Consider the following 23,174-nt stretch of genomic DNA (forward strand, 5'->3'; position numbering starts at 1 on the left):
CTGCGACAATCGCGGCCATGAGCCGCACCTACCGCATCGCCCCCTCCATCCTGTCTGCCGACTTTGCCCGCCTGGGTGAGGAAGTGCGCAACGTCATCGCCGCCGGCGCCGACTGGATCCACTTTGACGTGATGGATAACCACTATGTGCCCAACCTCACCTTCGGCCCCATGGTGTGCCAGGCCCTCAAGCCCCATGCCGTGACGCCCGCAGGGCACGCCGTCCCGATCGACGTGCACTTGATGGTGCAGCCCGTGGACGAACTGGCCACGGCGTTTGCCAAGGCGGGGGCGGACCTCATCAGCTTCCACCCCGATGCCTCGGCGCACGTGCACCGCAGCATTCAGAACATCCGCGCGCAGGGCTGCAAGGCGGGCCTGACCTTCAACCCCGCCATGCCGCTTGACGTGCTGGACTGGGTGATCGAGGACATCGACCTGATCCTGTTGATGAGCGTGAACCCCGGCTTTGGCGGACAGAGCTTCATCGACAGCACGCTGCGCAAGATCGAAGCGGCCCGCAGGCGCATCGAGGCCTCGGGCAAGGACATCCGCCTGGAGGTGGACGGTGGCATCAAGGCCGACAACATCCGCCGGGTGGCGGATGCGGGCGCGGACACGTTCGTTGCAGGCAGCGCCATCTTCGGCAAGAGCGACTACAAGGCGGTGATCGACGCCATGCGCGCCGAACTGGCGTGAGGCGCCGCCGCGCGGCTTGATCGCAATCCGCTGAAAAAGCCTATTGCACCGGCGTGGTGGCTTCGCGCAGCACGCCACCGCCTTCCACCGAGCCCGACACCGTGGCGCTGCTGCGCACGCGCGCCTCGCAATCGGACCGGTCCTGTGGAGTCTTGAAGGCCTCGCAGCGGGCCAGCGCGTTGCGCTCATAGATGCTGGTGTCGCTGCTGGACAGCTGGCCCGTGCGCGCGGCCTGGGCGGCCGCCCCTGCCTCGCGTACGCAGGCGGCGCGGCTTTCCGCGGGCACGGACGCGCAGGCGGCACGGTCGCTGCTGTACTGGCTGCGCACTTCGTTGGCAGCCTGCGCCGCGCCGGCGCACAGCAGCAATGCGGCGGGAAGCAGGGCGGTGAATCGATGCAATGCCATGGGATGACCTCCTGAAGGGCGATGGTTTTGACGGTTCCAACAATGGCTGTCCAGCGTAGGGCGCCACCCGGGGGGGCGTCTGTCCGCATGCGGCGCCGTGGTGTGTCGGACGGGTCGGACAGCGCATACACTGCCCGCGCTCAATGCATGACTGACAAGGACAAGGGATGGAACGGGTGCAACAAGACCTCGCCGCGCTGCTCGCGCGCACCGACGCCGCGATCGTGGACCTCGACGGCACTATGGTGGATACGTTGGGCGATTTTGCCGAGGCGCTCAATCGCATGCTGCGCGACCTGCAACTGCCCGCCATCGCGCCGGGGGCGATCGAGCGCATGGTCGGCAAGGGGTCGGAGCATCTCCTGCGTTCAGTGCTAAAACACGTTCTAGCGCCCGACCAGCAAGCGCTGACAGCTATGCAATTGGAAGCAAAGGCCGAGGCCTTGTATCCCCAGGCGTGGGAGCGCTACCAGCACCATTACCTGGCCATCAACGGCCAGTATGCGGCGCTGTACGCCGGCGTGGCCGAAGGGCTTGCGGCGCTGCACCGCACCGGTCGGCCGCTGGTGTGCCTGACCAACAAGCCCACCGACTTCGCACGGCCTCTGCTGCGCGCCAAAGGGCTGGACGGCTTCTTCACCCACGTGTTCGGCGGCGATGCGTTCGCGCGCAAGAAGCCCGACCCGCTGCCACTGCTCAAGGCCTGCGAGGCGGTGGGAACCTCGCCCGCGCGCACGCTGATGATCGGCGACTCCAGCAACGATGCCCAGGCCGCGCGTGCGGCGGGCTGCCCCGTGGTGCTGGTGACGTACGGCTACAACCACGGCCAGCCCGTGCGCGGCGTGGACGCGGACGGCTACGTGGATGCGCTCACCGAGCTGATCGCTAGGGCCTGTTCACACTATTTTTGCCAGTGCGAATGGCGTGAAAACCGCGCCAATCTAGGCGCGTGACGACGCCAAGGCCGGGGCCTTGGCTAGGAGGGCAACGACGAATGGCGCGGTTTTCACTCCGTTCCCTCCGGGTTGCGATCAAAAAGGGCCATTCGCGGCGTTGCCAAGCCTCGCTGGGGTAGCACCCCAGCTTCGTTTGGCGCCTTGCGCCTGGCCCTTTTTGATCGCAACGCATCTGGCAAAAATAGTGTGAACAGGCCCTAGCTGAATTCCTCCGGCCGCATGCGCGCCATGGGCGCCGCGCGGGGCACCCGGGTCCTCAGAAGCTCTCCCATTCGTCGTTGTCGGCAGCCGTGCGGGCCGCCTGCGCGGGTTGAGGGCGCGCTGCCGCCGGACGTGCCAAGGCGGCGGCCGGCGCCCGGGTGGACGCCGGCGGAGTGGCGGGCCGGGCAGGGGCGGCGGGTGTCGCGGAGGTGGCGGGTACGGGAGCCGGCACGGCCGCGGCATGCGCGGGCGCCATGCGTGGCAGGGCGGAGGCGTTCTGCGCCAGCTTGAACACGGCGACGGCCTCGACGAGCTCGCGGGCCTGGCCGCTGAGGCTGCTGGCGGCGGCGGCCATCTCCTCGACCAGCGCGGCGTTCTGCTGCGTGGCCTGGTCCATCTGGGTGATGGCCTCGCCCACTTGGGCCACGCCCGCGCTTTGCTCGCTGCTGGCGGCGCTGATCTCCCCCATGATGTCGGTCACGCGGCGAATGGCGGTGACCACCTCGGTCATGGTGGCACCGGCCTTGTCCACCAGCTGCGAGCCCTGCTCCACGCGCTCCACGCTGGCGGTGATGAGCTGCTTGATCTCCTTGGCGGCCTCGGCCGACCGCTGCGCCAGCGCGCGCACCTCGCCGGCCACCACGGCAAACCCGCGGCCTTGCTCACCGGCACGCGCGGCCTCCACGGCGGCATTCAGCGCCAAGATGTTGGTCTGGAAGGCAATGCCATCGATCACCCCGATGATGTCGGCGATCTTGCGGCTGGACTCATTGATGCCGCGCATGGTGTCCACCACCTCGCCGCCCTGCACGGCGACGGTGCTGGCATTCATGGCGAGTTGGTTGGCCTGGCGGGCGTTGTCGGCGTTCTGGCGCACGGTGGCGCCCAACTGCTCCATGGAGGCGGCCGTTTCTTCCAGGGCGCTGGCCTGGCTCTCGGTGCGGCCGGACAGGTCGTGGTTGCCCTGCGAGATCTCCGCGCTGGCCGACGCGACGCTCTCCGCATTGGCGCGCACGCCGGCCACTACGCGAGCGAGGTTGCCCTGCATGTGGCCCAGTGCCTTCAGCAGCGCCGCGGCTTCGTCGCGGCCGTGGGCTTGGATGGACTGGGTGAGGTCGCCTTCGGCGATCAAGCCTGCGCCGCGCACGGCCAACTGCAGGGGCCCGGTCACGGATCGGCTCAACAAGATGGCGGCGCCCGCGCCCACCAGCAGCGCCACTGCGGTCACGACCATCAGGATGGCGCGACTGAGCGTGGCCTGCTTGGCAGCGTTGTCGCGGGTGCTTTCGTACAGCGCGCGCTGGCGCTGTTCCATGGCGACGATGGACTGTAGGTAAGCGTCGGCCAACGGCTTGAGCTGGCTGTCGAGCAACTCACCCACACTCTCGCCGGCAGCCTTGCGCTTGAGCAATTCAGCCCGCGGGCCGCGATAGGCTTCGCGCGTCTTCGCGATGTCGGCGAGCAAGCGGCGTCCTTCGTCGGTGGTCACCAGCCGCTCCACCACCTCCTGCGCCTTGGATGCTTCTTCGGAGGTCTTGGCAATCTCGCTTTGCCAGCTCGAGAGATGGGAGGTGTCCGCATCCAGGATGGCGGCGCGCGTGCGCACCCAGTTCAGGTCAATCGCCTGCCGCCATGTGCTGGCGGCGCGCAGCCGTTCGTTATCCGTGCTGGTGAGCTGATGGGTGACGCTTGCCAACTCCTGCAAACGCCATATGCCTACCGCCGCGATGACCACGGTGATGAGCAGAACCAAGCCGAAGGACAAGGCCAGGCGCGTGCCGACCTTGAGGTTGCTGAGATGCATAGAGGCCCCTTGCTGCGAAATTGCAATAAAGTGTATCGCCAAGGGGAGATGGCTGAAAATGCCATCAAGGGGGCAATGGCATGCTTTCTCTGCGCATCGTCACTGCGTGGGTCGATGGGCTTTATTCCTTGCCCAGCAGGGCGTCCTTGAGCTTCCAGTCGGCCGGCTGGCTGCCGAGCCAGATGCCCAGCAATGCGTTGAAGAATTCGGGCTCCTTGAACGGTTCGCCCTGCGGGACGCCCTTCACCGTCACCTGCGTGCCCGTGCCGGGCAGCCAGTCCACGACGAACTGTTCGCCCGCCATGAGCTTCTTGTGCTCCGAAAAGATCTGGCTCATGCGCAGCACGCCCGGGATGAGCTTGGAAAAGGCGGCCTTGTCCATGTTGTCTTCCATACCGCGCGAAAACAGCTTGCCGAGTTCGGTGGAGTCGATGTCGCGCAGCATGGTCACGCTGATGCGCTTGGGGCCGCGCAGCGCGTAGACCTCGGCAGGCGTGGACGCCTTCTTCTCCAGGTACAGGCCTGCGGCATACACCTTGAACACGGCCTTGTAGCGCACACCGGCGCCATTGAGTTGCAGCTTGCTGCCGCCCAGGTCGAGGGTGGGCTCGAACTTGACGCCGGCTGCGGTCGTCGGCTCCGTCGATGCGGGAGCCGGAAGCGCCAGGCACAGGGGAAGGGCCAGAGCACCCCACTGCAGGGTGCGACGACGGGTGAAGGGCATTGCGCAACTCCAAAAAAGAACGCTCGTTCGTTTCTAAATGTTGCGCCATCGAGGGGCGGTCGGCAATAGGGTTTTCGCGTGGATGCGCTGCAGCATCCACCGCGCAGGTGACAAAGTGCTTTGCTACACTGCGGGTCCATGTTCATTCACCACACGTTCATCACAGGTTGCAGCGACCGGGGAGCCTGGCCCTGGCGCAAGCCTGCGTCGTTGAACCCCTGACTGCACCTGGGCGCCTCCCCAGCGTGCGCCCGTGGCCCCACACGTGCTGTCCTGCACGGGGCCGACTCCTCTGAATGATCCTGCGGCGCACTGGCGCAGCCAGCGACCGCGCCGCACGAGCTGGGAATCTTCTTGTGATCACTGAACTGGAATTCAAAAGCCTGGCAAGCGAAGGCTACAACCGCATCCCGCTGATGGCGGAAGCCTTTGCGGACTTGGAAACCCCTCTCTCCCTGTACCTCAAGCTGGCCCATGGCAAAGGCGACGGCAAGCACAGCTTTCTGCTGGAGTCGGTCGTCGGCGGCGAGCGCTTCGGGCGCTACAGCTTCATCGGCCTGCCTGCGCGCACCTTGCTGCGGTCCAGCGGCTTCGGCGATGCGGCGCGCACCGAGGTGGTGACCGACGGCCAAGTGGTGGAGACGCACCCGGGCAACCCGCTGGACTTCATTGCCGCCTACCAAGAGCGCTTCAAGGTGGCGCTGCGCCCGGGGCTGCCACGCTTTTGTGGCGGGCTGGCGGGCTACTTCGGCTACGACGCGGTGCGCTACATCGAGAAGAAGCTAGAGGCCACCTGCCCGCCCGACACGCTGGGCTGCCCCGACATCCTGCTGCTGCAGTGTGAGGAACTGGCGGTCATCGACAACCTCTCGGGCAAGCTGTATCTCATCGTCTACGCCGACCCGGCCCAGCCCGAGGCCTATGCCAAGGGCAAGAAGCGCCTGCGGGAGCTGAAGGACCAGCTCAAGTATTCCGTGAGCGCGCCCGTGGTGCGGCCCACCGAGAGCCACACCGCACAGCGCAGCTTTGCCAAGGCCGACTACTTGGCAGCCGTGGAGCGCGCCAAGGAGCTCATCGCCGCGGGCGACTTCATGCAGGTGCAGGTGGGCCAGCGCATCCACAAGCGCTACACCGAATCGCCGCTGTCGCTGTACCGCGCGCTGCGCTCGCTGAACCCGTCGCCGTACATGTACTACTACAACTTCGGCGATTTCCAGGTGGTGGGCTCCAGCCCAGAGATCCTGGTGCGCCAGGAGAGCACGCCCGAGGGGCAGAAGGTCACCATCCGCCCGCTGGCCGGCACGCGCCCGCGCGGCGCCACGCCCGAGGCCGACAAGGCCACCGAAGTGGAGCTGGTGAACGACCCCAAGGAACGCGCCGAGCACGTGATGCTGATCGACCTGGCGCGCAACGACATCGGCCGCATCGCCAAGACCGGCACCGTGAAGGTGACCGAGGCCTTCGCGGTCGAGCGCTACAGCCACGTGATGCACATCGTGAGCAACGTGGAGGGCATCCTCAACGACGGCATGACCAGCATGGACGTGCTCAAGGCCACCTTCCCGGCCGGCACGCTCACCGGCGCGCCCAAGGTGCACGCCATGGAACTGATCGACCAGTTGGAGCCCAGCAAGCGGGGCCTCTACGGCGGCGCCTGCGGCTACCTGAGCTATGCGGGCGACATGGATGTGGCCATCGCCATCCGCACCGGCATCGTCAAGGACGGCACGCTCTACGTGCAGGCGGCGGCCGGCGTGGTGGCCGACTCGGTGCCCGAGCTCGAATGGAAGGAAACGGAACACAAGGCGCGCGCCCTGCTGCGTGCGGCCGAATTGGTGGAGGAGGGGCTGGAATGACCACCCGTGCAATCGACAAGACCCAGCCCTGCGCCAGCATGGCCGAGGTGCGCGCGCGCATCGACGCGCTGGACGACATCCTGGTGCCGCTGCTCGTGGAGCGCGGCGGCTACATGACCCAGGCTGCCCTCAACAAGCCGCGCGAAGACCAGGTGCGCGACGAAGCGCGCATCGAGGCCATCGTGCAGCGCGTGCGTGCGCGTGCGGCGGCCGAGGGCGGCGAGCCCGACGTGATCGAGGCCATCTACCGCAGCATGATGGAGGCCTACATCGCCTACGAACACCGTGAATTCGCGCGCCTGTGCGCAGAGGGCCGCAAGGGCCAGGAGGTGACGCCATGACGCGCGTGCTGATGGTCGACAACTACGACAGCTTCACCTACAACATCGTGCAGTACTTCGGCGAGCTGGGCGCCGAAGTCGAGGTGTTTCGCAACGACGAGATCACGCTGGAGGGCATTGCCGCGCGTGCGCCCGACCGGCTGGTGATCTCGCCCGGGCCATGCTCGCCGGCCGAGGCGGGTATCTCGGTGGCGGCGATCCAGCACTTCGCGGGCAAGCTCCCCATCTTGGGCGTGTGCCTGGGCCACCAGAGCATTGGCGCGGCCTTCGGCGGCAAGATCATCCGGGCGCAGCAACTCATGCATGGCAAGACCAGCGTCATCACCACCACGCAGACGGGCGTGTTCGCCGGGCTGCCCAAGCAGTTCACGGTGAACCGCTACCACTCGCTGTCCATCGAGCGCGCGAGCTGCCCCGAAGTGCTGGAGGTGACGGCCTGGACGGACGACGGCGAGATCATGGGAATCCGCCACCGCGAGCTGGCCATCGAGGGCGTGCAGTTCCACCCCGAGAGCATCCTCACCGAGCACGGCCACGCGATGCTCAAGAACTTCCTGGATCAAAAATAATAGCTGCCAGCGCTTGCCTGTCAACGAATTCACTGCGAAAAATGCTTGAAATGCATATACAGCAAGCGCAAGCAGCTATCAAAATAGAGGTACTTCCATGACCCCCATCACCCCCCAGGAAGCGCTGCAGCGCACCATCGAGCACCGCGAGATCTTCCACGACGAGATGCTGCACCTCATGCGCATGATCATGAGCGGCGAACTCTCGCCCGTCATGACCGCGGCCATCACCACCGGCCTGCGCGTGAAGAAGGAAACCATCGGCGAGATCACCGCCGCCGCGCAGGTGATGCGCGAGTTTTCCCACAAGGTGCAGGTGCACGACACCAAGCACCTCGTGGACATCGTGGGCACGGGCGGCGACGGCGCCAACACCTTCAACATCTCCACCTGCGCCACCTTCGTGATCGCCGCCGCGGGCGCCAAGGTCAGCAAGCATGGCGGGCGCAGCGTCAGCAGCAAGAGCGGCAGCGCCGACGCCATGGAGGCGCTGGGCGTGCACATCAACCTGCAGCCTGCGCAGATCGCGCAGTGCATTGGCGACGTGGGCATCGGCTTCATGTTCGCGCCCAACCACCACCCCGCCATGAAGAACGTGGCGCCGGTGCGCAAGGAGCTGGGCGTGCGCACCATCTTCAACATCCTGGGGCCGCTGACCAACCCGGCAGGTGCGCCCAACATCCTCATGGGCGTGTTCCACGAAGACCTGGTGGGCATCCAGGTGCGTGCGCTGCAGCGCCTGGGCGCCGAGCACGCGCTGGTGGTCTACGGCCGTGACGGGCTGGACGAAATCAGCCTGGGCGCGGGCACGCTGGTGGGCGAATTGAAGGACGGCGCGGTGCGCGAGTACGAGATCCACCCCGAGGACTTCGGCCTGCGCATGGCAGGCACGCGGGCGCTGCGCGTGGAGAACCCGACCGAATCCAAGGCCATGCTGATGGGCGTGCTGCAGGGCGACGAAGGCCCGGCGCGCGACATCGTCTGCCTGAATGCCGGTGCCGCCTTGTATGCCGCCAACGTGGCCGACTCGCTGGAAGACGGCCTGCGCCGCGCCCAGCAGGCCTTGGCCAGCGGCGCGGCCCTGGCCAAGCTGCAGCAGCTGGTCGCCTACACCCAGAAGCTCGCGGCCTGAGCGCACGGCGATGAGCCTGCTGGACGCTCCCATCTGGAACGACCCCGCGACGTGGATCGTGCTGGGCGTGTCGCTGCTGTTCATCGTCGTGGGCATCGTGATGCACCGCATCATCATGAAGGTGGTGCGCGGCCCGGCACCGCCCACGCAAGGCCACGAGGGCCCGGTACCTCCGCGCGAATGAGCGGGACGGGCGCTGGCGCCAGTGCGCGCCGTCACCATTGACGCTCCCTGCGGGGAGCAAGGAAGCAAGCATGTCCGACATCCTGAAGAAAATCTGCGACGTGAAGGTCGAGGAAGTGGCCGCCGCGCAAAAGCGCGTGTCCTTCACCGACATGCGCCGCGACGCCGAGAGCCGCGTGCTCACGCGCGACTTCGTGGGCGCGCTGCGCGCCAAGATCGACCAGGGCCAGGCCGGCGTGATCGCCGAAATCAAGAAGGCCAGCCCCAGCAAGGGCGTGATCCGCGAGGATTTCATCCCGGCCGACATTGCGCAAAGCTACGCCGAGGGCGACGGCAAGGTCAGCGCGGCCTGCCTGTCGGTGCTGACCGACCGCCAGTTCTTCCAGGGCCAGCCCGATTACCTGAAGCAGGCACGCGCCAGCTGCCCGCTGCCGGTGCTGCGCAAGGACTTCATGGTCGATCCGTACCAGATCTACGAGTCGCGCGCTTTTGGAGCGGACTGCGTGCTGCTGATCGCCGCCTGCCTTGAGGATGGCCTGATGGCCGAGATGGAGCAGATCGCCCGCAGCCTGGACATGGCCGTGCTGGTGGAGGTGCACGACGGCGCCGAGCTGGAGCGCGCGCTGCGCCTGCAGACGCCGCTCGTGGGCATCAACAACCGCAACCTGCGCACCTTCGAGGTCAGCCTGCAGACCACGCTGGACCTGAAGAAGGAAGTGCCTGCCGACCGCCTGCTGGTGGCCGAGTCCGGCATCCTTGCGCCGGTGGATGTGCACACGCTGCGCGATGCCGGCGTGAATGCGTTCCTGGTGGGCGAGGCCTTCATGCGCGCGCCCGACCCGGGGCGGGCGCTGGCCCAGCTGTTCGCCTGACGGCCGTAGGCCGGGCGTCCCCCGGGGTTGGGGCGGTGGCGGCATACTGCGCCCATGAAAGTCATCGGGCCGCGTCGATGAGCCTTGTCTGAGGCGGTTACCCGGCCATTCTTATCGTGCCCGCATGGAGGAGTTGCCTTGCGCGAGAGACCGGATACGCAGGCCGAGCGTTTTCGCAGGGAGTGGTGGTTGCTGGCGGGCCTGTGGCTGGCGCTGGGGGCGCTGATCGCGGTCGTGCTGATCCTGGAGCGGCGCGACACCGAGGCACGCGAGCGCCAGCAGGTCGCGCACCAGGTGCATATCGTCCATGAGAACCTGGAGCGCCAACTGCATGCCGTGAACCAGGCGCTGGGGGATATTGTTGCGAACCGGCCGCAGTGGCGCGCGCGCCCTGAAGGCGCCTTGCCATTCAACGAGCGGCTGCGGGCCTTCAGCGACGCCATGACCGGCGTGCGCACGCTGACCGTGCTGGATGCCGAGGGTACGGTGGTCGCCTCCAGCCGTTCCGAGTTGCTCGGAGAGAACCTCGCCTACCGCGACTACTTCCAATCTGCGCGCCGCCTGGCGAGCCGTGAGCAGCCCTCGCTGATCGTCAGCGCGCCCATGCGCACGGTGCTGGGTGTCTGGGCCATCACGCTGTCGCGCCCCGTACCGGCGGAGGATGGGCTGTTTGGGGGCGTGGTCACCGCGACGCTGGACCCCGAGGAGTTCAAGACCCTGCTGGATTCCGTGCGCTACGCCCCCGACGTGGAGAGCACCCTGGTGCACGGCGACGGCGTGCGCTTCCTGCGCGTGCCCGAACGGGCGGGGCTGCTGGGCGCCACGCTGGCGCAGCCCGGAACGCTCTTTCAGGCGCACCTGGACAGCGGGCGGATGGAAAGCCTCTTCGTCGGCGCGATGGAGCCGGACCCGGCCGAGCGGCTGGTGGCGCTGCGCACCATCTTTCCGGCCCACCTGCACATGGACAAGCCGTTGGTTGCGGCCGTCGCGCGGGACTGGAGCCAGGTGTTCGCCGCCTGGCGCGCGCGGGCCTGGACGCTGGGCGTGGCATGGCTGCTGATGGGGGTTGCCATTGGGCTGGGCCTGGGCTTCATGCAGCGCCGGCGCCGCCAGCTGTGGCGCCGCGAGCAGGCGCTGGCTGCCCAGGAAGCCGCCTTGCAGGCCCGCTGGCAGGCGGTGCTGCACGCCACCCAGCAGGGCGTGTGGGACTGGGACATGGCCGCGGACACGGTGTATTTCTCGCCGGTATGGAAGACCATGCTCGGCTACGCGGAAGGCGACATCGGCGACAGCCTGCAGGAATGGGAAAGCCGCGTGCATCCCGACGATCTGGCGCGCGTGCACGCCGACGTGGCGCGCCACCTGGCGGGTGAAACGCCGGTGTATGAGAACGTGCACCGCATGCGCTGCAAGGACGGCAGCTACAAATGGGTGCAGGACCGCGGCCAGGTGACCGCGCGCGACGCCAGCGGCCGACCCACCCGGCTCATCGGCACCCACACGGACGTGACCGCGCAGCGGCAGCACCAGGAGACGCTGGACCGCCTGGCCGAGAACGTGCCCGGCGCGCTGTACCAATACCAGCGCGAGCCCGACGGGCGCAGCCACTTCCCGTACGCCAGCCCCGGGGTGCAGGACATCTACGGGCTTCCCCCGCAGGCCCTGTGCGTGGATGCGGAGCAGGTCTTCGCGCGCATCCACCCCGACGACCTGCAGGCGCTGCGCGAGAGCGTGCTGGCATCCGCGCAGACCCTGGAGCTGTGGCGCACCGAATACCGTGTGCTCGTGCCCGGGGAGCGCGAGCGCTGGGTCAGCGGCCAGGCACGGCCCGCGCGCACGGCCTCGGGCGCCGTGCTGTGGCATGGCTATATCCACGACGTGACGCTGGCCAAGCAGCAGGCGCTGCAGCTGCAGGAAACCGAGCGCCTGCTCAGGCATCTGATGCAGGAGATGCCCATCGGGCTGTGCATGATCGATGCCGCGGGCGTGATCTACTTTCGCAACCGGCGCTTCATGGACCTGTTCGGCTACACCGAAGCCGAGGTGCCCACGCTGGGGCAGTGGTGGCCGCGCGCCTATCCCGATCCGCACTACCGCGAACAGGTCATCGCCGCGTGGAACGCAGACCTGGCGCAGGCAGGCGCGCAGGGGGCGAGATCGCGGACAGGGAATACCGCGTCACCGACCGCGACGGCAGGCTGCATACGATGACCATCGGCGGGCTCGCGTTTGGAGACCATTGCATGGCCACCTTCGTGGACGTGACCGAGCAGCGCGCGCAACATGAACTGCTGCGCAAGCTGGCCTTCATGGACGGGCTGACGGGCCTGGCCAATCGCCGCCAGTTGGACCGCACCCTCAAGGCCGAATGGCGGCGCTGCCGGCGCAGCGGCCAGCCCCTGTCCGTGGTGATGGTGGACATCGACCATTTCAAGCAGTTCAACGACCTGTATGGCCACCAGCAGGGCGATGATTGCCTGCGCGCCGTGGCCGCCGCGCTGCGCGGCGGCCTGGGGCGGTCGCACGACCTCGTGGCTCGCTACGGCGGCGAAGAATTCGTCTGCCTGTTGCCCGAGTGCGACCTGGACGGCGCGCGCGCCAAGGCGCAGGCGCTCTGCCGGGCCGTGCATGCGCGGCAGATGGAACACCGCGGCTCGCCGGTTGCGCCCGTGGTCACGGTGAGTGCCGGGGTGGCCTGTGTGGTGCCCAGCGCCGAAGACACCCCCGAACAGTTGCTGGCGCGCGCGGATGCGAACCTGTACCGCGCCAAGGCGGCAGGCCGCAACCGGGTGCATGATGGAATGGATTAGCTATCGTAAATATAGCTTGTAGCGCAGAATGGATAAGCCTTGGAGCATGATTTGATGCTAAATACTCCCGCCGCCACGCAACTGCAAAGTGCCGACCCCGCCGACTGGCCTGTCGCGCCGGGCTGGCAGCCGCTGGTCGATACGTTCTTTGCCAGCGCGCGCGGCCGGCAGTTGCTGGCCTTCCTGCAGGCGCGGCTGGAGGCCGGAGCCGCCATCTTCCCGCCGCAGCCGCTGCGGGCGCTGCAGCTCACGGCCCCCGAGGACACGCGCGTGGTCATCCTGGGGCAGGACCCGTACCACGGCCGTGGCCAGGCCGAGGGGCTGGCGTTCTCGGTGGCGCCGGGCGTGCGCCTGCCGCCCTCGCTGCAGAACATCTTCAAGGAAATGCAGCGCGACATGGGCGTACCCCTCCCACCGTTTCCCAACCCGGGCGGCAGCCTGGTGAAGTGGGCGCAGAACGGTGTGCTGCTGCTCAACACCTGTCTCACGGTGGAAGAGGGCCAGGCCGCGAGCCACGCGGGCAAGGGCTGGGAGCAGCTGACCGATGCCGTCATCCGCGAGGTGGCCGAAGGGCCGCGCCCCGTGGTGTTCATGCTCTGGGGCAGCCATGCGCAGTCCAAGCGCGCCTTCATCCCGCAGGACCGGGGGCACCTGGTGCTTACCTCCAACCATCCCTCGCCGTTGTCGGCGCTGCGCCCGCCCGTACCGTTCATCGGCAACGGCCACTTCGGCCAGGCGCGGGCGTTCCGCCAGCAGTACGGTTACTGATCAGCGCCGCTCGCGCACCGTCAGCCACGCGCTCGCGGCGCCGCTGGCGGCGATCAGGCAGATGCCCAGCAGCGACCAGCGGTCCGGCATGTGGCCGTACACCGCCCAGCCGGCCAGCATGGCAAACGCGATCTGGGTGTAGAGGAACGGCGCGATCGTGGCGGGCGCTGCGCAGGCGTAGGCCCGCAGCAGCAACAGATGGCCCAGCGCGCTCGACAGTCCCATGACCACCAGCCCCAGCCATACCCAGGCGCTGGTGATGGCGGTCCACACGAAGGGCGCGGCCAGCGTCATCAGCCCGGCGGCAATCCAGCTGGTGTAGAACTGCGTGGTCGTGGGGGCCTCCTGCCCGGCCATGCGGCTGCTCAAGATCTGGTACCCCGTGCCGCAGGCCAGCATGCCCAGCGGCAGCACCAATACCCCGCTGAAGGACTGGCCGCCCGGGCGCAGGATCAGCAGCACGCTGGCCAGCCCCGTGGCCACCAGCAGCCAGCGCAGTGGGCTGACCGGCTGGCGCAGCCACAACGCGGCCACGAGCGTCACGCACAGCGGCGTGGCGGCCACGATGGCTGTGAACTCCGCCAGCGGCATGGCGCGGATGCTGAAGATGCCGAACAGGCTGGTCGCGGCGAACAGCACCGCGCGCAACAGTTGATAGCGCGGGTGGTCCGTGCGCGGCGGGCGCCAGCCGCTGCGTGGCAGCACATAGGCGCTGGTGACCAGCGACTGGAACACATAGCGCAGCCACAGCGCCAGCAGCAGCGGCGTGGTGGCGCTCACCAGCTTGGTGGCGGTGTCCAGCAGCGCGAACGAGGCGCAGGCGCCCACCGTGAGCGCGATGCCGGCCAGGGCGGTGCGGGGGCTGTGCCCGGCCGGCCCGGCGCTCATGCGCGGGGCCGCTCCAGCAGCATGCAGTCGCCGTAGCTGAAGAAGCGGTAGCGCTGCGCGACCGCGTGGCGGTACAGCTGCATGATGTGCTCGTAGCCCGCAAAGGCGCTCACCAGCATCATCAGCGTGCTCTTGGGCAAGTGGAAGTTGGTGAGCAGCAGATCGACCACCTGGAATGAAAAGCCCGGCGTAATGAAGATGCTGGTGTCGCCCGCGGCCTGGCCGCTCGCGGCCCAGGATTCCAGCGTGCGCACCGTGGTCGTGCCCACGGCCACCACGCGGCCGCCGCGCTGGCGGCAGCGCTCCAGCGCCGCCAGCGTGGCCAGCGGCACCTCGTACCACTCGCTGTGCATGCGGTGCTCGGCCAGGTTCTCGGTCTTCACGGGCTGGAACGTGCCCGCGCCCACGTGCAGCGTGACGCTGGCGCGCTCGATGCCGCGTTCGGCCAGGCGGGCCAGTACGGCATCGTCGAAGTGCAGCGCGGCGGTGGGCGCGGCCACCGCGCCGGGCGCACGCGCGAACACGGTCTGGTAGCGCTCGCTGTCCTCGCCGGCATGGGGGTCGTTGCCGCCGGCCTGCTGGCGCTCGATGTAGGGCGGCAGCGGCAGGTGGCCGTGGCGCTCCATGAGCTCCCAGGGGCTCTCGCCCGCGGGGCCGCGCAGGGCCAGGCGAAACAGCGGGCCGTCCGCGTCCGGGTAGCGGCCGAGCAGCGCGGCGTCGAACCCGCCCGCGGCCGCGCCGCCGGCCAGGTGGAGCGTGGCGCCGGGCAGCGGCTTTTTGCTGACCTTCATGTGCGCCACGACCTCGTTGCCGGTGAGCACGCGCTCGATCAGCAGCTCCAGCTTGCCGCCGCTGGCCTTCTCGCCGAACACGCGGGCCTTGACCACGCGTGTGTCGTTGAACACCAGCAGGTCGCCCGGCTGCAGCAGGTCGGGCAGTTCGCGGAAGATGCGGTCGGTGGGCGGGGCGGCGCGCCCGTCCAGCAGGCGCGAGCCGCTGCGCTGGGGGGCCGGGTGCTGGGCGATGAGCAGCTCGGGCAGCTCGAAGTCGAAGTCGCTCAGGGTGAAGGTGCGGGGTGCGGTGGAGGCAGAGGACATGCGGGGCTTGAGGGCCGGACGGGCCCGTTCCAAGGCAGAAAGACAAGCCCGCGATTCTCGCAAAGATGCCGCCGCCGTGCAGCGCGTTGGTGCACCTCGGGCGCTACCAGCGAGGATCGGGCAGGTCGGACCAGAGTTGCGCGAGGTCGGGGAACTGCCAGCGCGCCGGGTCCTCGCGCGCAATGATCTTGTCGCGGCAGTCGGGCTCGGACAGGTCCACCACCTCGGGGGGGGATGCGCAGCTCGGATCGGGTGGAGTAGAACACCCTCACGCGCGGCGCGATCAGCTTGCCTGGCGACTGCTCTGTCACGACGCCCAGGCGGCCCGAGGCGAGGCGCACCAGCGAGCCCACGGGGTAGATGCCGATACTCTTGACGAAGGCCTGGAACAGCCGGCTGTCGAAGTGGTCGCGGGTCCATTCCGCCATGCGGCGCAGCGACTCTGAGGGGTCCCAGCCGCGCTTGTAGGGCCGGTCGGAGGTGACGGCGTCGTACACGTCGCAGATGGCGGCCATGCGTGCCAGCGTGCTGATCTGCTCGCCCGGCAGGCGGTGGGGGTACCCCGTGCCGTCCATCTTCTCGTGGTGGTGCAGGCACGCGTCCAGCACGGGCTCGGGCAGGTCGGTGCCCTGCAGCAGGGCGTAGCCGGCCACGGGGTGGCTGCGCACCACGGTGAACTCGTCGTCGGTCAGCTTGCCGGGCTTGTTGAGCACTTCCAGCGGCACGGCCGCCTTGCCGATGTCGTGCAGCAGCCCGGCCAGCCCGGCCATGCGCGTGGCGCCATCGTCCATGCCGATCTGCCGGGCCAGCGCCACCATCAGCGCGGACACGGCGACCGAGTGCATATAGGTGTACTCGTCGGCCGTCTTGAGCCGCGCCAGGCTGATGAGCGCACCGGGGTTGCGCGTGACCGAGTCGGTGATCTCGTTGACCATTTCCTGCGCCACGGCGGTATCGATGGCGCGGCCCAGGCGTGCCTGGCCGAACATCGTGACCACGGCCTGCTTGGCCTGCGAGCAGATGGCCGCCGCACGGCGCAGTTCCTGGTCCATGCCTGCCGGCTGGGGCGTCACGGCCGGGGCAGGCGGCGCGGGCTGGGCAGGCAGGTCCTCCAGTTGCTGGAAGTCGCTGTCCAGTTGCGCGTCGGCTTCGGCGCGGGACACGCTGGCCGTGCCGGGCGCGATGTCCAGGCCCTTGGATGTGTCGATCCAGACCTCGTGGATCTCCGTGGCGCGGATGCGCGCCAGGTCTTGCGGGTCCTGCAGCAGAAAGCGCGAGCGCCAGAAGGGGTGCTCCATCCAGGAGCCGCAGAACTCATGCAGGTACATGCCCAGGGTGAGATGCTTGACTTCGATGCGCTTGAGCATGACGGGAGACGACGAGACGGTAACGTGCGGTAACTGCGGGCATGATAGCCTTTTTGCCGTGCCCAGACCCACACGTTCCTCCACCTCCGCCTCGTCCTCCGCGAAGCCCGCCCCCAGCCCCGCACAGCAGGCCCTCGTCAAGCTGGGGCTGGTGCGCGACATCGACCTGGCCCTGCACCTGCCCCTGCGCTACGAGGACGAGACGCGCATCACGCCGATCCGCAGCGCACGCGATGGCGACACGGTGCAGATCGAGGCCACGGTGACCGCCAGCGAGGTGCAGATGCGCCCGCGCCGGCAACTGGTGGTGACCGTGGAGGACGGCACCGGCAGCTGCGAGCTGCGCTTCTTCAGCTTCTACCCTTCGCACCAGAAGACCATGGCCGTTGGCGCGCGCCTGCGCGTGCGCGGCGAAATCAAGGGCGGTTTCTGGGGCCGCCAGATGCTGCACCCGGCGTTCCGCAAGGCCGAAGGGGACTTGCCCGCGGCACTGACCCCCGTCTATCCCACGGTGGCGCAGCTGCCTCAGGCGTACCTGCGCCGCGCCGTGGCGAGCGCCCTCACGCGCGTGGAATTGCCCGAGACGCTGCCGCCGGGGCTCGAACCCCCCGCGGTTCCCTCGGGGGTGCGAAGCGATGACCAAAATGGTCTCCAGCGCCCATGGAGCCTGCGCGAGGCGCTCCTGTTTTTACATCACCCCGCGCCCGATGTGGCGCTGGCCACGCTGCAGGACCACAGCCACCCGGCGTGGCAGCGCCTGAAGGCCGAGGAACTGCTGGCGCAGCAGCTGTCGCAGCTCACCGCCAAGCGCGAGCGCGCCCGCCTGCGTGCCCCGGCGCTGCGCCCGCAGACGCAGGCAGGGGGCACGCCGCTGCACGAGCAATTGCTGGGCGTGTTGCCCTTCAGCCTGACGGCCGCGCAGCGCCGCGTGGGTGAGGAGATCGCGCGCGATCTGGCCCGGCCGGTGCCCATGCACCGTTTGCTGCAGGGTGATGTGGGCTCGGGCAAGACCGTGGTGGCCGCGCTGGCCGCCACGGTGTGCATGGACGCGGGCTGGCAGTGCGCGCTGATGGCGCCCACCGAGATCCTGGCCGAGCAGCACTTCGCCAAGCTCATCGGCTGGCTGCAGCCGCTGCTGGCCGAGCGCGGGCGCCAGGTGGCGTGGCTGGTGGGCGGGCAGAAGAAGAAGGAGCGCGCCGAGATGCTCGCGCGCATCGAAAGCGGCGAGGCCGCGCTGGTTGTGGGCACGCACGCCGTCATCCAGGAGCAGGTGCGTTTCAAGAACCTGGCGCTGGCGGTGATCGACGAGCAGCACCGCTTCGGCGTGGCACAACGCCTGGCGCTGCGCAAAAAGCTGCAGCACGCCGGCATGGAGCCGCACCTGCTGATGATGAGTGCCACGCCCATCCCGCGCACGCTGGCCATGAGTTACTACGCCGATCTGGACGTGTCCACCATCGACGAGCTGCCGCCCGGGCGCACGCCCATCGTCACCAAGCTGATCGCGGACAGCCGCAAGGATGAGGTGGTCGAGCGCATCGGTGCGCAGGTGGCGGCGGGCCGGCAGGTGTACTGGGTGTGCCCGCTGATCGAGGAGAGCGAGGCGCTGGACCTGTCCAACGCCACCGCCACGCACGCCGAGTTGAGCGAGGCGTTGCAGGGCGACGCGGCGCACGGGCGCGCGCCGGTGATGGTGGGCCTGCTGCACTCGCGCATGCCCGCTGCCGAGAAGAAGGCCGTGATGGACCTGTTCAAGGGCGGGCAAATGGGCGTGCTGGTGTCCACCACCGTGATCGAAGTGGGCGTGGACGTGCCCAACGCCTCGCTCATGGTCATCGAGCATGCCGAGCGCTTCGGCCTGTCGCAGCTGCACCAGCTGCGCGGGCGCGTGGGGCGCGGCGCGGCGGCTTCGGCCTGCGTGCTGCTGTACTCCACGGGCGACTCGGGCCGCCTGGGCGAGACCGCGCGCGACCGCCTGAAGGCCATGGCCGAGACCACCGACGGTTTCGAGATCGCGCGGCGCGACCTGGAGATCCGCGGGCCTGGCGAGTTCCTGGGCGCTCGCCAGTCGGGCGACGCACTGCTGCGCTTTGCCGACCTGGCCACCGATACGCTGCTGCTGGAATGGGCGCGCGAGACGGCGCCGCAGATGCTGGACCGCCACCCGCTGCTGGCCGAGCGCCACATCCAGCGCTGGCTTGGCGGAAAATCGGACTATCTCAAAGCCTGATGGGCCGCCCGTGGCCGCATAGCGCGGCGGGCGTTGCACAATGGCCGATTCTGCCGGCCGGATTCGCCATGACTCTTACCGAACTCAAATACATCGTCGCCGTTGCGCGTGAAAAACACTTCGGCCGCGCCGCCGAAGCCTGCTATGTCTCGCAGCCCACGCTGTCGGTAGCGGTGAAGAAGCTCGAGGACGAGCTGGAGGTCAAGCTCTTCGAGCGCAGCGCGGGCGATGTCTCCGTCACGCCGCTGGGCGAGGAAATCGTGCGCCAGGCGCAGAGCGTGCTGGAGCAGGCCGCCGCCATCAAGGAGATCGCCAAGCGCGGCAAGGACCCGCTGGCCGGCGCCCTCACGCTGGGCGTGATCTACACCATCGGCCCCTACCTGCTGCCCGAGCTGGTGCGCCATGCCATCGCGCGCACGCCGCAGATGCCGCTGATGCTGCAGGAGAACTTCACCGTGAAGCTGCTGGAGATGCTGCGCACCGGGGAGATCGACTGCGCCATCATGGCCGAGCCGTTCCCCGACACCGGCCTGGCCATCGCGCCGCTGTATGACGAACCCTTCCTGGCGGCCGTGCCCAGCAGCCACCCGCTGGCCGAGCGCGATGCGGTCTCGGCGTCGGAACTCAAGAACGAAACCATGCTGCTGCTGGGCGCGGGCCACTGCTTTCGCGACCACGTGCTGGAGGTGTGCCCCGAGTTCGCGCGCTACGCGAGCAATGCCGAAGGCATTCGCCGCACGTTCGAAGGCTCGTCGCTGGAGACCATCAAGCACATGGTCTCTGCCGGCATGGGCGTGACGCTGGTGCCGCGCCTGTCGGTGCCGCGGGATGCGCTGCACACGGGCGCACGCCGGCGCAAGAGCGACGACACGCACATCCGCTACCTGCCCATCAAGGAGAGCGACGGCAGCCCGCCGCCCATGCGCCGCGTGGTGCTGGCCTGGCGGCGCAGCTTCACGCGCTACGAGGCCATCGCCGCGCTGCGCAACGCTGTCTACGCCTGCGAGTTGCCCGGCGTCACGCGCTTGTCTTGACGCAGGGCGATGCTGCGCGGCGCGGTAGTTGGTACAGTCATGGCAGAGTCATCCCAACCACCCAGAAAGGACGCACCATGGCCAAGCCCAGCAGCAAATCCGTCAGCACCAAGAGCGGCGCACCGCGCATCAACATCGGCATCAGCGACAAGGACCGGGCCGCCATCGCGCAGGGCCTGTCGCGCCTGCTGGCCGACACCTACACGCTGTACCTCACGACCCACAACTTCCACTGGAACGTGACGGGCCCGATGTTCAACACGCTGCACACCATGTTCATGGCGCAGTACACAGAGCTGTGGAACGCCGTGGACCCGGTGGCCGAGCGCATCCGCTCGCTGGGCCATGTGGCGCCGGGCTCCTACGCGCAGTTCGGCCAGCTCACCAGCCTGCCCGACGTGCCGGCCCAGCCGCCCAAGGCCACCGAGATGATCCGCATCCTGGTGGAAGGCCATGAGGCCGTGGCCCGCACTGCGCGCGAGCTGTTTCCCCTGGCCGACAAGGCCAGCGACGAGCCCACGGCCGACCTGCTGACCCAGCGCCTCACGGTGCACGAGCAAACGGCCTGGATGCTGCGCTCGCTGCTGGAGGACTGAGCAACTGTGCACGCGGGCCGGGCCATGTCCGCCACCGAGACAGAGCTCAAGCTGGCGCTGCCCCCGCGCGATGCGGCGGCGCTGGCGGCGCGCCTCATGCGCGTGCCGGCGCTGGCACGGGCCACGCCGGTGCGTGAGCACCTGGTCAGCCTTTACCACGACACGCCTGCGCAGGACCTGCTGCGCCAGCGCGTCGCCCTGCGCCTGCGCCGCGAGGGGCCTGAGGGCGCGGGTGCCCGCTGGCTGCAGACCCTCAAGACCGCGGGCGACACCACGTCCGCGCTGAGCCAGCGCGGCGAGTGGGAAATGCCCGTGGCCGGCCCGGCGCTGGAGCTGCACCGGTTGGAGGGCACGCCCTGGCCCGCCATGGACCCCGATGGCGTGCTGGCCGCCGCGCTGCAACCGTGCTTTACCACCGACTTCGTGCGCACCCGCTGGCGTGTGCGGGTGCGCGGCGGCGCCGTGGTGGAGGTGGCGCTGGACGTGGGCGCCGTGACCGCCACGGTGGACGGCGCGGCGCATGCCACGCCGCTGTGCGAACTGGAGCTGGAGTTGCTGCAGGGGCCTCCCGAGGCACTGCTGGCGCTGGCGCGGCGCATCGCGCGGCACGTGCCGGTGTTGCCGCTGGCCGCGAGCAAGGCCGCACGCGGCTACGCGCTGCTGCACCCGCCGGCCAGCCCGGCCTTGGAGGCCCAGCCGCCCGCGCTGAAGCGCGGCATGACGGTTGCGCAGGTCGCCGAACGCGTGCTGCAGGAGCCTTTCCACCAGTTCTGCGCCAACCTGTTTGCGCTGCAGCAGGGCAGCGACGCGCCCGAGGTGGTGCACCAGGCCCGCGTGGGCTGGCGCCGGCTGCGCAGCCTGGCGCGCCTCTTCGCCCCGGCCTGTGCCGCGCGGCCGGCCCCCGCCGCCGCAGCGCTTGCGCCGCTGCTGCAGTCCCTGGGACATTTACGCGACCTGGATGTGGCGCGCACCCAGACGCTGCCTGCGTTGGCCGCGCACTACGCGCAGGGCGGCGCGCGGCAGGCCGCCGCCTGGGCGGCAGCGCAGGCCGCGCTGGATGCCGCCGCAGACCAGGCCCGCGCGCAAACGCGCGCCGCACTCCATCGGCCCGCCGTGGGCGCCGCGCTGCTGGCCTGGCAGGACTGGTTGCATGGCTGGGCGCTGGCCGCGCAGGGGGAGTGCGGCGTGGACGCCTGTGCCAGCGATGCCCTGGCCGGCGCGCCGGCGCGGCACTGGGTGCGCAAGCGCGTCCAGCGGCTGGTGCGGCGCCTGGGCGCGGCGCTCAAAACGGCGGGCGATGACGAAGGCCTGCACCATGCCCGCATTCTCGCCAAGCGGTTGCGCTACGGCAGCACGTCGCTGGCGCCGCTGCTGCCCCGTCGCATGGGCCGCCACCGGGGCGCGGCCGAGCAGTGGCAGGAGCGCCTGGGCGCGCAGCGTGACTGGGCGCAGGCCGCCGCTCTGGTGGCTGGCTGCGGGGGCGATGCCGCCGTGGTTGCCTTCCTGCGCGGGGCCGCGCTGGGGCGCGGCTGGGATCCCCTGCGGGACGCCGCGCGCCGTTGAACGGCAGTCTTCCGGTCACGGACAGTGCCGTGCGACCATGTGGGCGCGCCGGCCGCCATGGCGTATAAAAGCGGGCTTTGGCGCACGCTGGCGGGCACCCGCCCCCGTGTGCTGCGTCGTCCGCGGGCCTTGTGTCCTTTGTGCCCTCGGTGTCCGTGTCCGCCCCGCGCAACCTGTCTTTTCCCTTGCTTCCATGTCCGCTGTCGCCCCGCGCTCCCGCCTGTCCCTGTACCTCGACCTGATCCGCTGGAACCGCCCCGCGGGCTGGCTGGTGCTGGTGTGGCCCACGCTGGCGGCGCTGTGGGTGGCGGCGGACGGCTTTCCCGGCTGGCACCTGCTGGCGGTGTTCGTGGCCGGCACGGTGCTCATGCGCAGTGCGGGTTGCACCATCAACGACATTGCCGACCGCGACTTCGACCGCCATGTGAAGCGCACCACGCAGCGCCCCATCACCAGCGGCCAGCTGGGCGTGAAAGAGGCCGCGCTGGTGGGCGTGGTGCTCACGGTGGTGGCTTTCGTGCTGGTGCTCACCACGCGCTGGGAGGCGGTGGCCTGGTCGGTGCCCGCGGTGTTGTTCACCATCCTGTACCCGTTCACCAAGCGGTTCTTCGCCATGCCGCAGGCGTTCCTGGGCATTGCGTTCAACTTCGGCATCGTGATCGCCTTTGCGGCCGTGCAGGGCCGGGTGCCTGCCACGGCCTGGGTGCTGTGGCTGGCCAACCTGTTCCTGGTGCTGGCCTACGACACCGAGTACGCCATGGTGGACCGCGACGACGATCTGAAGATCGGCATGAAGACCTCGGCCATCACGCTGGGGCGCTTTGACGTGGCGGCCATCATGGGCTTCTTCGTGCTGTGCCTAGGGCTCACGGCGTGGGTGCTCGCGCCCTACGGCCTGGGCTGGCCGCTGTGGCTGGGGCTGGGCGTGGCGGCGGCGCAGGTGGCATGGCACTTCACGCTGATCAAGGACCGCACGCGCGAGGGGTGCTTTACCGCCTTCAGCAAGAGCCACTGGATCGGCGCGGCGATCTTTGCCGGCGTGGCGCTAGGGTATTTGCTACGCTAGTGATAGCTGCCAC

The 23,174-nt window shown here is 69.0% G+C and carries 21 protein-coding genes and 1 pseudogene; 16 read left to right on the forward strand and 6 right to left on the reverse strand.

All coding sequences use genetic code 11. The features are described from left to right. Window positions 1-17 precede the first annotated feature (17 nt). On the forward strand, window positions 18-698 hold the full coding sequence (gene rpe, locus K2L43_RS01985; protein WP_011803824.1) for a ribulose-phosphate 3-epimerase: 681 nt from the start codon (window positions 18-20) through the stop codon (window positions 696-698). Window positions 699-738: 40 nt separating this feature from the next. On the opposite strand, the gene K2L43_RS01990 is transcribed toward rpe, so the two are convergent. Beyond that, a complete protein-coding gene (locus K2L43_RS01990; RefSeq protein WP_011803825.1) occupies window positions 739-1,104 on the reverse strand; it encodes a hypothetical protein in 366 nt (121 codons plus the stop codon). Window positions 1,105-1,271: 167 nt separating this feature from the next. On the opposite strand from K2L43_RS01990, the gene gph reads away from it, so the two are divergent. Next, complete coding sequence (gph, locus tag K2L43_RS01995; RefSeq protein WP_011803826.1) at window positions 1,272-2,057, forward strand: phosphoglycolate phosphatase; 786 nt, start codon at window positions 1,272-1,274, stop codon at window positions 2,055-2,057. A gap of 259 nt (window positions 2,058-2,316) precedes the next feature. Here gph and K2L43_RS02000 read toward each other — a convergent pair whose 3' ends face one another. Beyond that, the gene (locus K2L43_RS02000) at window positions 2,317-4,065 is read right to left on the reverse strand and encodes a methyl-accepting chemotaxis protein (RefSeq protein WP_220638400.1); all 1,749 of its coding nucleotides are present in this window, start codon (window positions 4,063-4,065) and stop codon (window positions 2,317-2,319) included. A gap of 121 nt (window positions 4,066-4,186) precedes the next feature. After that, entirely contained in the window at window positions 4,187-4,789 is a 603-nt protein-coding gene (locus K2L43_RS02005) for a chalcone isomerase family protein (RefSeq protein WP_011803828.1), read from the reverse strand. A gap of 356 nt (window positions 4,790-5,145) precedes the next feature. On the opposite strand from K2L43_RS02005, the gene trpE reads away from it, so the two are divergent. From trpE to K2L43_RS02045, 9 genes are all read left to right on the forward strand, one after another. Then, window positions 5,146-6,645, forward strand: coding sequence for an anthranilate synthase component I (gene trpE, locus K2L43_RS02010; protein WP_041835856.1), 1,500 nt, complete (start codon window positions 5,146-5,148; stop codon window positions 6,643-6,645). Then, window positions 6,642-6,986, forward strand: a complete 345-nt coding sequence (locus K2L43_RS02015; RefSeq protein WP_011803830.1) for a chorismate mutase — start codon at window positions 6,642-6,644, stop codon at window positions 6,984-6,986. The genes trpE and K2L43_RS02015 overlap by 4 nt, the downstream gene beginning before the upstream one ends. Continuing rightward, a complete protein-coding gene (locus K2L43_RS02020) occupies window positions 6,983-7,555 on the forward strand; it encodes an aminodeoxychorismate/anthranilate synthase component II (RefSeq protein WP_012655422.1) in 573 nt (190 codons plus the stop codon). Before K2L43_RS02015 ends, K2L43_RS02020 begins: the two co-directional genes overlap by 4 nt. Window positions 7,556-7,652: 97 nt before the next feature. Beyond that, window positions 7,653-8,687 carry an anthranilate phosphoribosyltransferase gene (trpD, locus tag K2L43_RS02025; protein WP_011803832.1) on the forward strand — a complete coding sequence of 345 codons (1,035 nt, stop codon included), beginning with the start codon at window positions 7,653-7,655 and terminating at the stop codon, window positions 8,685-8,687. A gap of 10 nt (window positions 8,688-8,697) precedes the next feature. Continuing rightward, a complete protein-coding gene (locus tag K2L43_RS02030; protein WP_162844513.1) occupies window positions 8,698-8,871 on the forward strand; it encodes a hypothetical protein in 174 nt (57 codons plus the stop codon). Window positions 8,872-8,941: 70 nt separating this feature from the next. Next, window positions 8,942-9,742 carry an indole-3-glycerol phosphate synthase TrpC gene (trpC, locus tag K2L43_RS02035; protein ID WP_220638401.1) on the forward strand — a complete coding sequence of 267 codons (801 nt, stop codon included), beginning with the start codon at window positions 8,942-8,944 and terminating at the stop codon, window positions 9,740-9,742. A 138-nt stretch (window positions 9,743-9,880) separates the two neighbouring features. After that, entirely contained in the window at window positions 9,881-11,953 is a 2,073-nt protein-coding gene (locus K2L43_RS02040) for a PAS domain-containing protein (RefSeq protein WP_255580513.1), read from the forward strand. A 32-nt stretch (window positions 11,954-11,985) separates the two neighbouring features. Then, window positions 11,986-12,552 (forward strand): diguanylate cyclase, encoded by a 567-nt coding sequence (locus tag K2L43_RS18945; protein WP_255580514.1) that lies wholly within the window; start codon window positions 11,986-11,988, stop codon window positions 12,550-12,552. A gap of 54 nt (window positions 12,553-12,606) precedes the next feature. Further along, on the forward strand, window positions 12,607-13,320 hold the full coding sequence (locus K2L43_RS02045; protein ID WP_220638402.1) for a uracil-DNA glycosylase: 714 nt from the start codon (window positions 12,607-12,609) through the stop codon (window positions 13,318-13,320). Here the strand turns inward: K2L43_RS02045 and K2L43_RS02050 are convergent, their stop codons facing one another. The 3 genes and pseudogenes from K2L43_RS02050 to K2L43_RS02060 all read right to left on the reverse strand — a co-directional run bounded on the left by K2L43_RS02050 (window position 13,321) and on the right by K2L43_RS02060 (window position 16,672). Continuing rightward, window positions 13,321-14,208, reverse strand: coding sequence for a DMT family transporter (locus K2L43_RS02050; protein WP_220638403.1), 888 nt, complete (start codon window positions 14,206-14,208; stop codon window positions 13,321-13,323). Further along, the gene (gene queA / locus K2L43_RS02055) at window positions 14,205-15,305 is read right to left on the reverse strand and encodes a tRNA preQ1(34) S-adenosylmethionine ribosyltransferase-isomerase QueA (RefSeq protein WP_220638404.1); all 1,101 of its coding nucleotides are present in this window, start codon (window positions 15,303-15,305) and stop codon (window positions 14,205-14,207) included. The genes K2L43_RS02050 and queA overlap by 4 nt, the downstream gene beginning before the upstream one ends. Window positions 15,306-15,408: 103 nt before the next feature. Then, a pseudogene (locus tag K2L43_RS02060) lies at window positions 15,409-16,672 on the reverse strand (HD-GYP domain-containing protein). Between the two features lie 58 nt (window positions 16,673-16,730). On the opposite strand from K2L43_RS02060, the gene recG reads away from it, so the two are divergent. The 5 genes from recG (at window position 16,731) to ubiA (ending at window position 23,161) form a co-directional block, all read left to right on the forward strand. Next, complete coding sequence (gene recG, locus K2L43_RS02065; protein WP_220638405.1) at window positions 16,731-18,902, forward strand: ATP-dependent DNA helicase RecG; 2,172 nt, start codon at window positions 16,731-16,733, stop codon at window positions 18,900-18,902. Window positions 18,903-18,970: 68 nt separating this feature from the next. Then, complete coding sequence (locus K2L43_RS02070; protein ID WP_012655431.1) at window positions 18,971-19,936, forward strand: LysR substrate-binding domain-containing protein; 966 nt, start codon at window positions 18,971-18,973, stop codon at window positions 19,934-19,936. Window positions 19,937-20,013: 77 nt separating this feature from the next. Next, a complete protein-coding gene (locus K2L43_RS02075; RefSeq protein WP_011803840.1) occupies window positions 20,014-20,532 on the forward strand; it encodes a Dps family protein in 519 nt (172 codons plus the stop codon). A gap of 24 nt (window positions 20,533-20,556) precedes the next feature. Then, complete coding sequence (locus K2L43_RS02080; RefSeq protein WP_103738507.1) at window positions 20,557-22,095, forward strand: CYTH and CHAD domain-containing protein; 1,539 nt, start codon at window positions 20,557-20,559, stop codon at window positions 22,093-22,095. A gap of 193 nt (window positions 22,096-22,288) precedes the next feature. Further along, window positions 22,289-23,161 (forward strand): 4-hydroxybenzoate octaprenyltransferase, encoded by an 873-nt coding sequence (ubiA, locus tag K2L43_RS02085; RefSeq protein WP_220638406.1) that lies wholly within the window; start codon window positions 22,289-22,291, stop codon window positions 23,159-23,161. The last annotated feature ends 13 nt before the right edge of the window (window positions 23,162-23,174 follow it).

The organism is Diaphorobacter sp. MNS-0 (assembly GCF_019602835.1).
Lineage (GTDB): Bacteria > Pseudomonadota > Gammaproteobacteria > Burkholderiales > Burkholderiaceae_C > Diaphorobacter > Diaphorobacter nitroreducens.

What these genes read in the sequence shown, in the direction of transcription:
- rpe (WP_011803824.1), top strand. Translation starts at nt 18, where the DNA reads ATGAGCCGCACCTACCGCATCGCCCCCTCCATCCTGTCTGCCGACTTT.
- K2L43_RS01990 (WP_011803825.1), bottom strand. Translation starts at nt 1,104, where the DNA reads ATGGCATTGCATCGATTCACCGCCCTGCTTCCCGCCGCATTGCTGCTG.
- gph (WP_011803826.1), top strand. Translation starts at nt 1,272, where the DNA reads ATGGAACGGGTGCAACAAGACCTCGCCGCGCTGCTCGCGCGCACCGAC.
- K2L43_RS02000 (WP_220638400.1), bottom strand. Translation starts at nt 4,065, where the DNA reads ATGCATCTCAGCAACCTCAAGGTCGGCACGCGCCTGGCCTTGTCCTTC.
- K2L43_RS02005 (WP_011803828.1), bottom strand. Translation starts at nt 4,789, where the DNA reads ATGCCCTTCACCCGTCGTCGCACCCTGCAGTGGGGTGCTCTGGCCCTT.
- K2L43_RS02015 (WP_011803830.1), top strand. Translation starts at nt 6,642, where the DNA reads ATGACCACCCGTGCAATCGACAAGACCCAGCCCTGCGCCAGCATGGCC.
- K2L43_RS02020 (WP_012655422.1), top strand. Translation starts at nt 6,983, where the DNA reads ATGACGCGCGTGCTGATGGTCGACAACTACGACAGCTTCACCTACAAC.
- trpD (WP_011803832.1), top strand. Translation starts at nt 7,653, where the DNA reads ATGACCCCCATCACCCCCCAGGAAGCGCTGCAGCGCACCATCGAGCAC.
- K2L43_RS02030 (WP_162844513.1), top strand. Translation starts at nt 8,698, where the DNA reads ATGAGCCTGCTGGACGCTCCCATCTGGAACGACCCCGCGACGTGGATC.
- trpC (WP_220638401.1), top strand. Translation starts at nt 8,942, where the DNA reads ATGTCCGACATCCTGAAGAAAATCTGCGACGTGAAGGTCGAGGAAGTG.
- K2L43_RS18945 (WP_255580514.1), top strand. Translation starts at nt 11,986, where the DNA reads ATGGCCACCTTCGTGGACGTGACCGAGCAGCGCGCGCAACATGAACTG.
- K2L43_RS02045 (WP_220638402.1), top strand. Translation starts at nt 12,607, where the DNA reads ATGCTAAATACTCCCGCCGCCACGCAACTGCAAAGTGCCGACCCCGCC.
- K2L43_RS02050 (WP_220638403.1), bottom strand. Translation starts at nt 14,208, where the DNA reads ATGAGCGCCGGGCCGGCCGGGCACAGCCCCCGCACCGCCCTGGCCGGC.
- queA (WP_220638404.1), bottom strand. Translation starts at nt 15,305, where the DNA reads ATGTCCTCTGCCTCCACCGCACCCCGCACCTTCACCCTGAGCGACTTC.
- K2L43_RS02070 (WP_012655431.1), top strand. Translation starts at nt 18,971, where the DNA reads ATGACTCTTACCGAACTCAAATACATCGTCGCCGTTGCGCGTGAAAAA.
- K2L43_RS02075 (WP_011803840.1), top strand. Translation starts at nt 20,014, where the DNA reads ATGGCCAAGCCCAGCAGCAAATCCGTCAGCACCAAGAGCGGCGCACCG.
- K2L43_RS02080 (WP_103738507.1), top strand. Translation starts at nt 20,557, where the DNA reads ATGTCCGCCACCGAGACAGAGCTCAAGCTGGCGCTGCCCCCGCGCGAT.
- ubiA (WP_220638406.1), top strand. Translation starts at nt 22,289, where the DNA reads ATGTCCGCTGTCGCCCCGCGCTCCCGCCTGTCCCTGTACCTCGACCTG.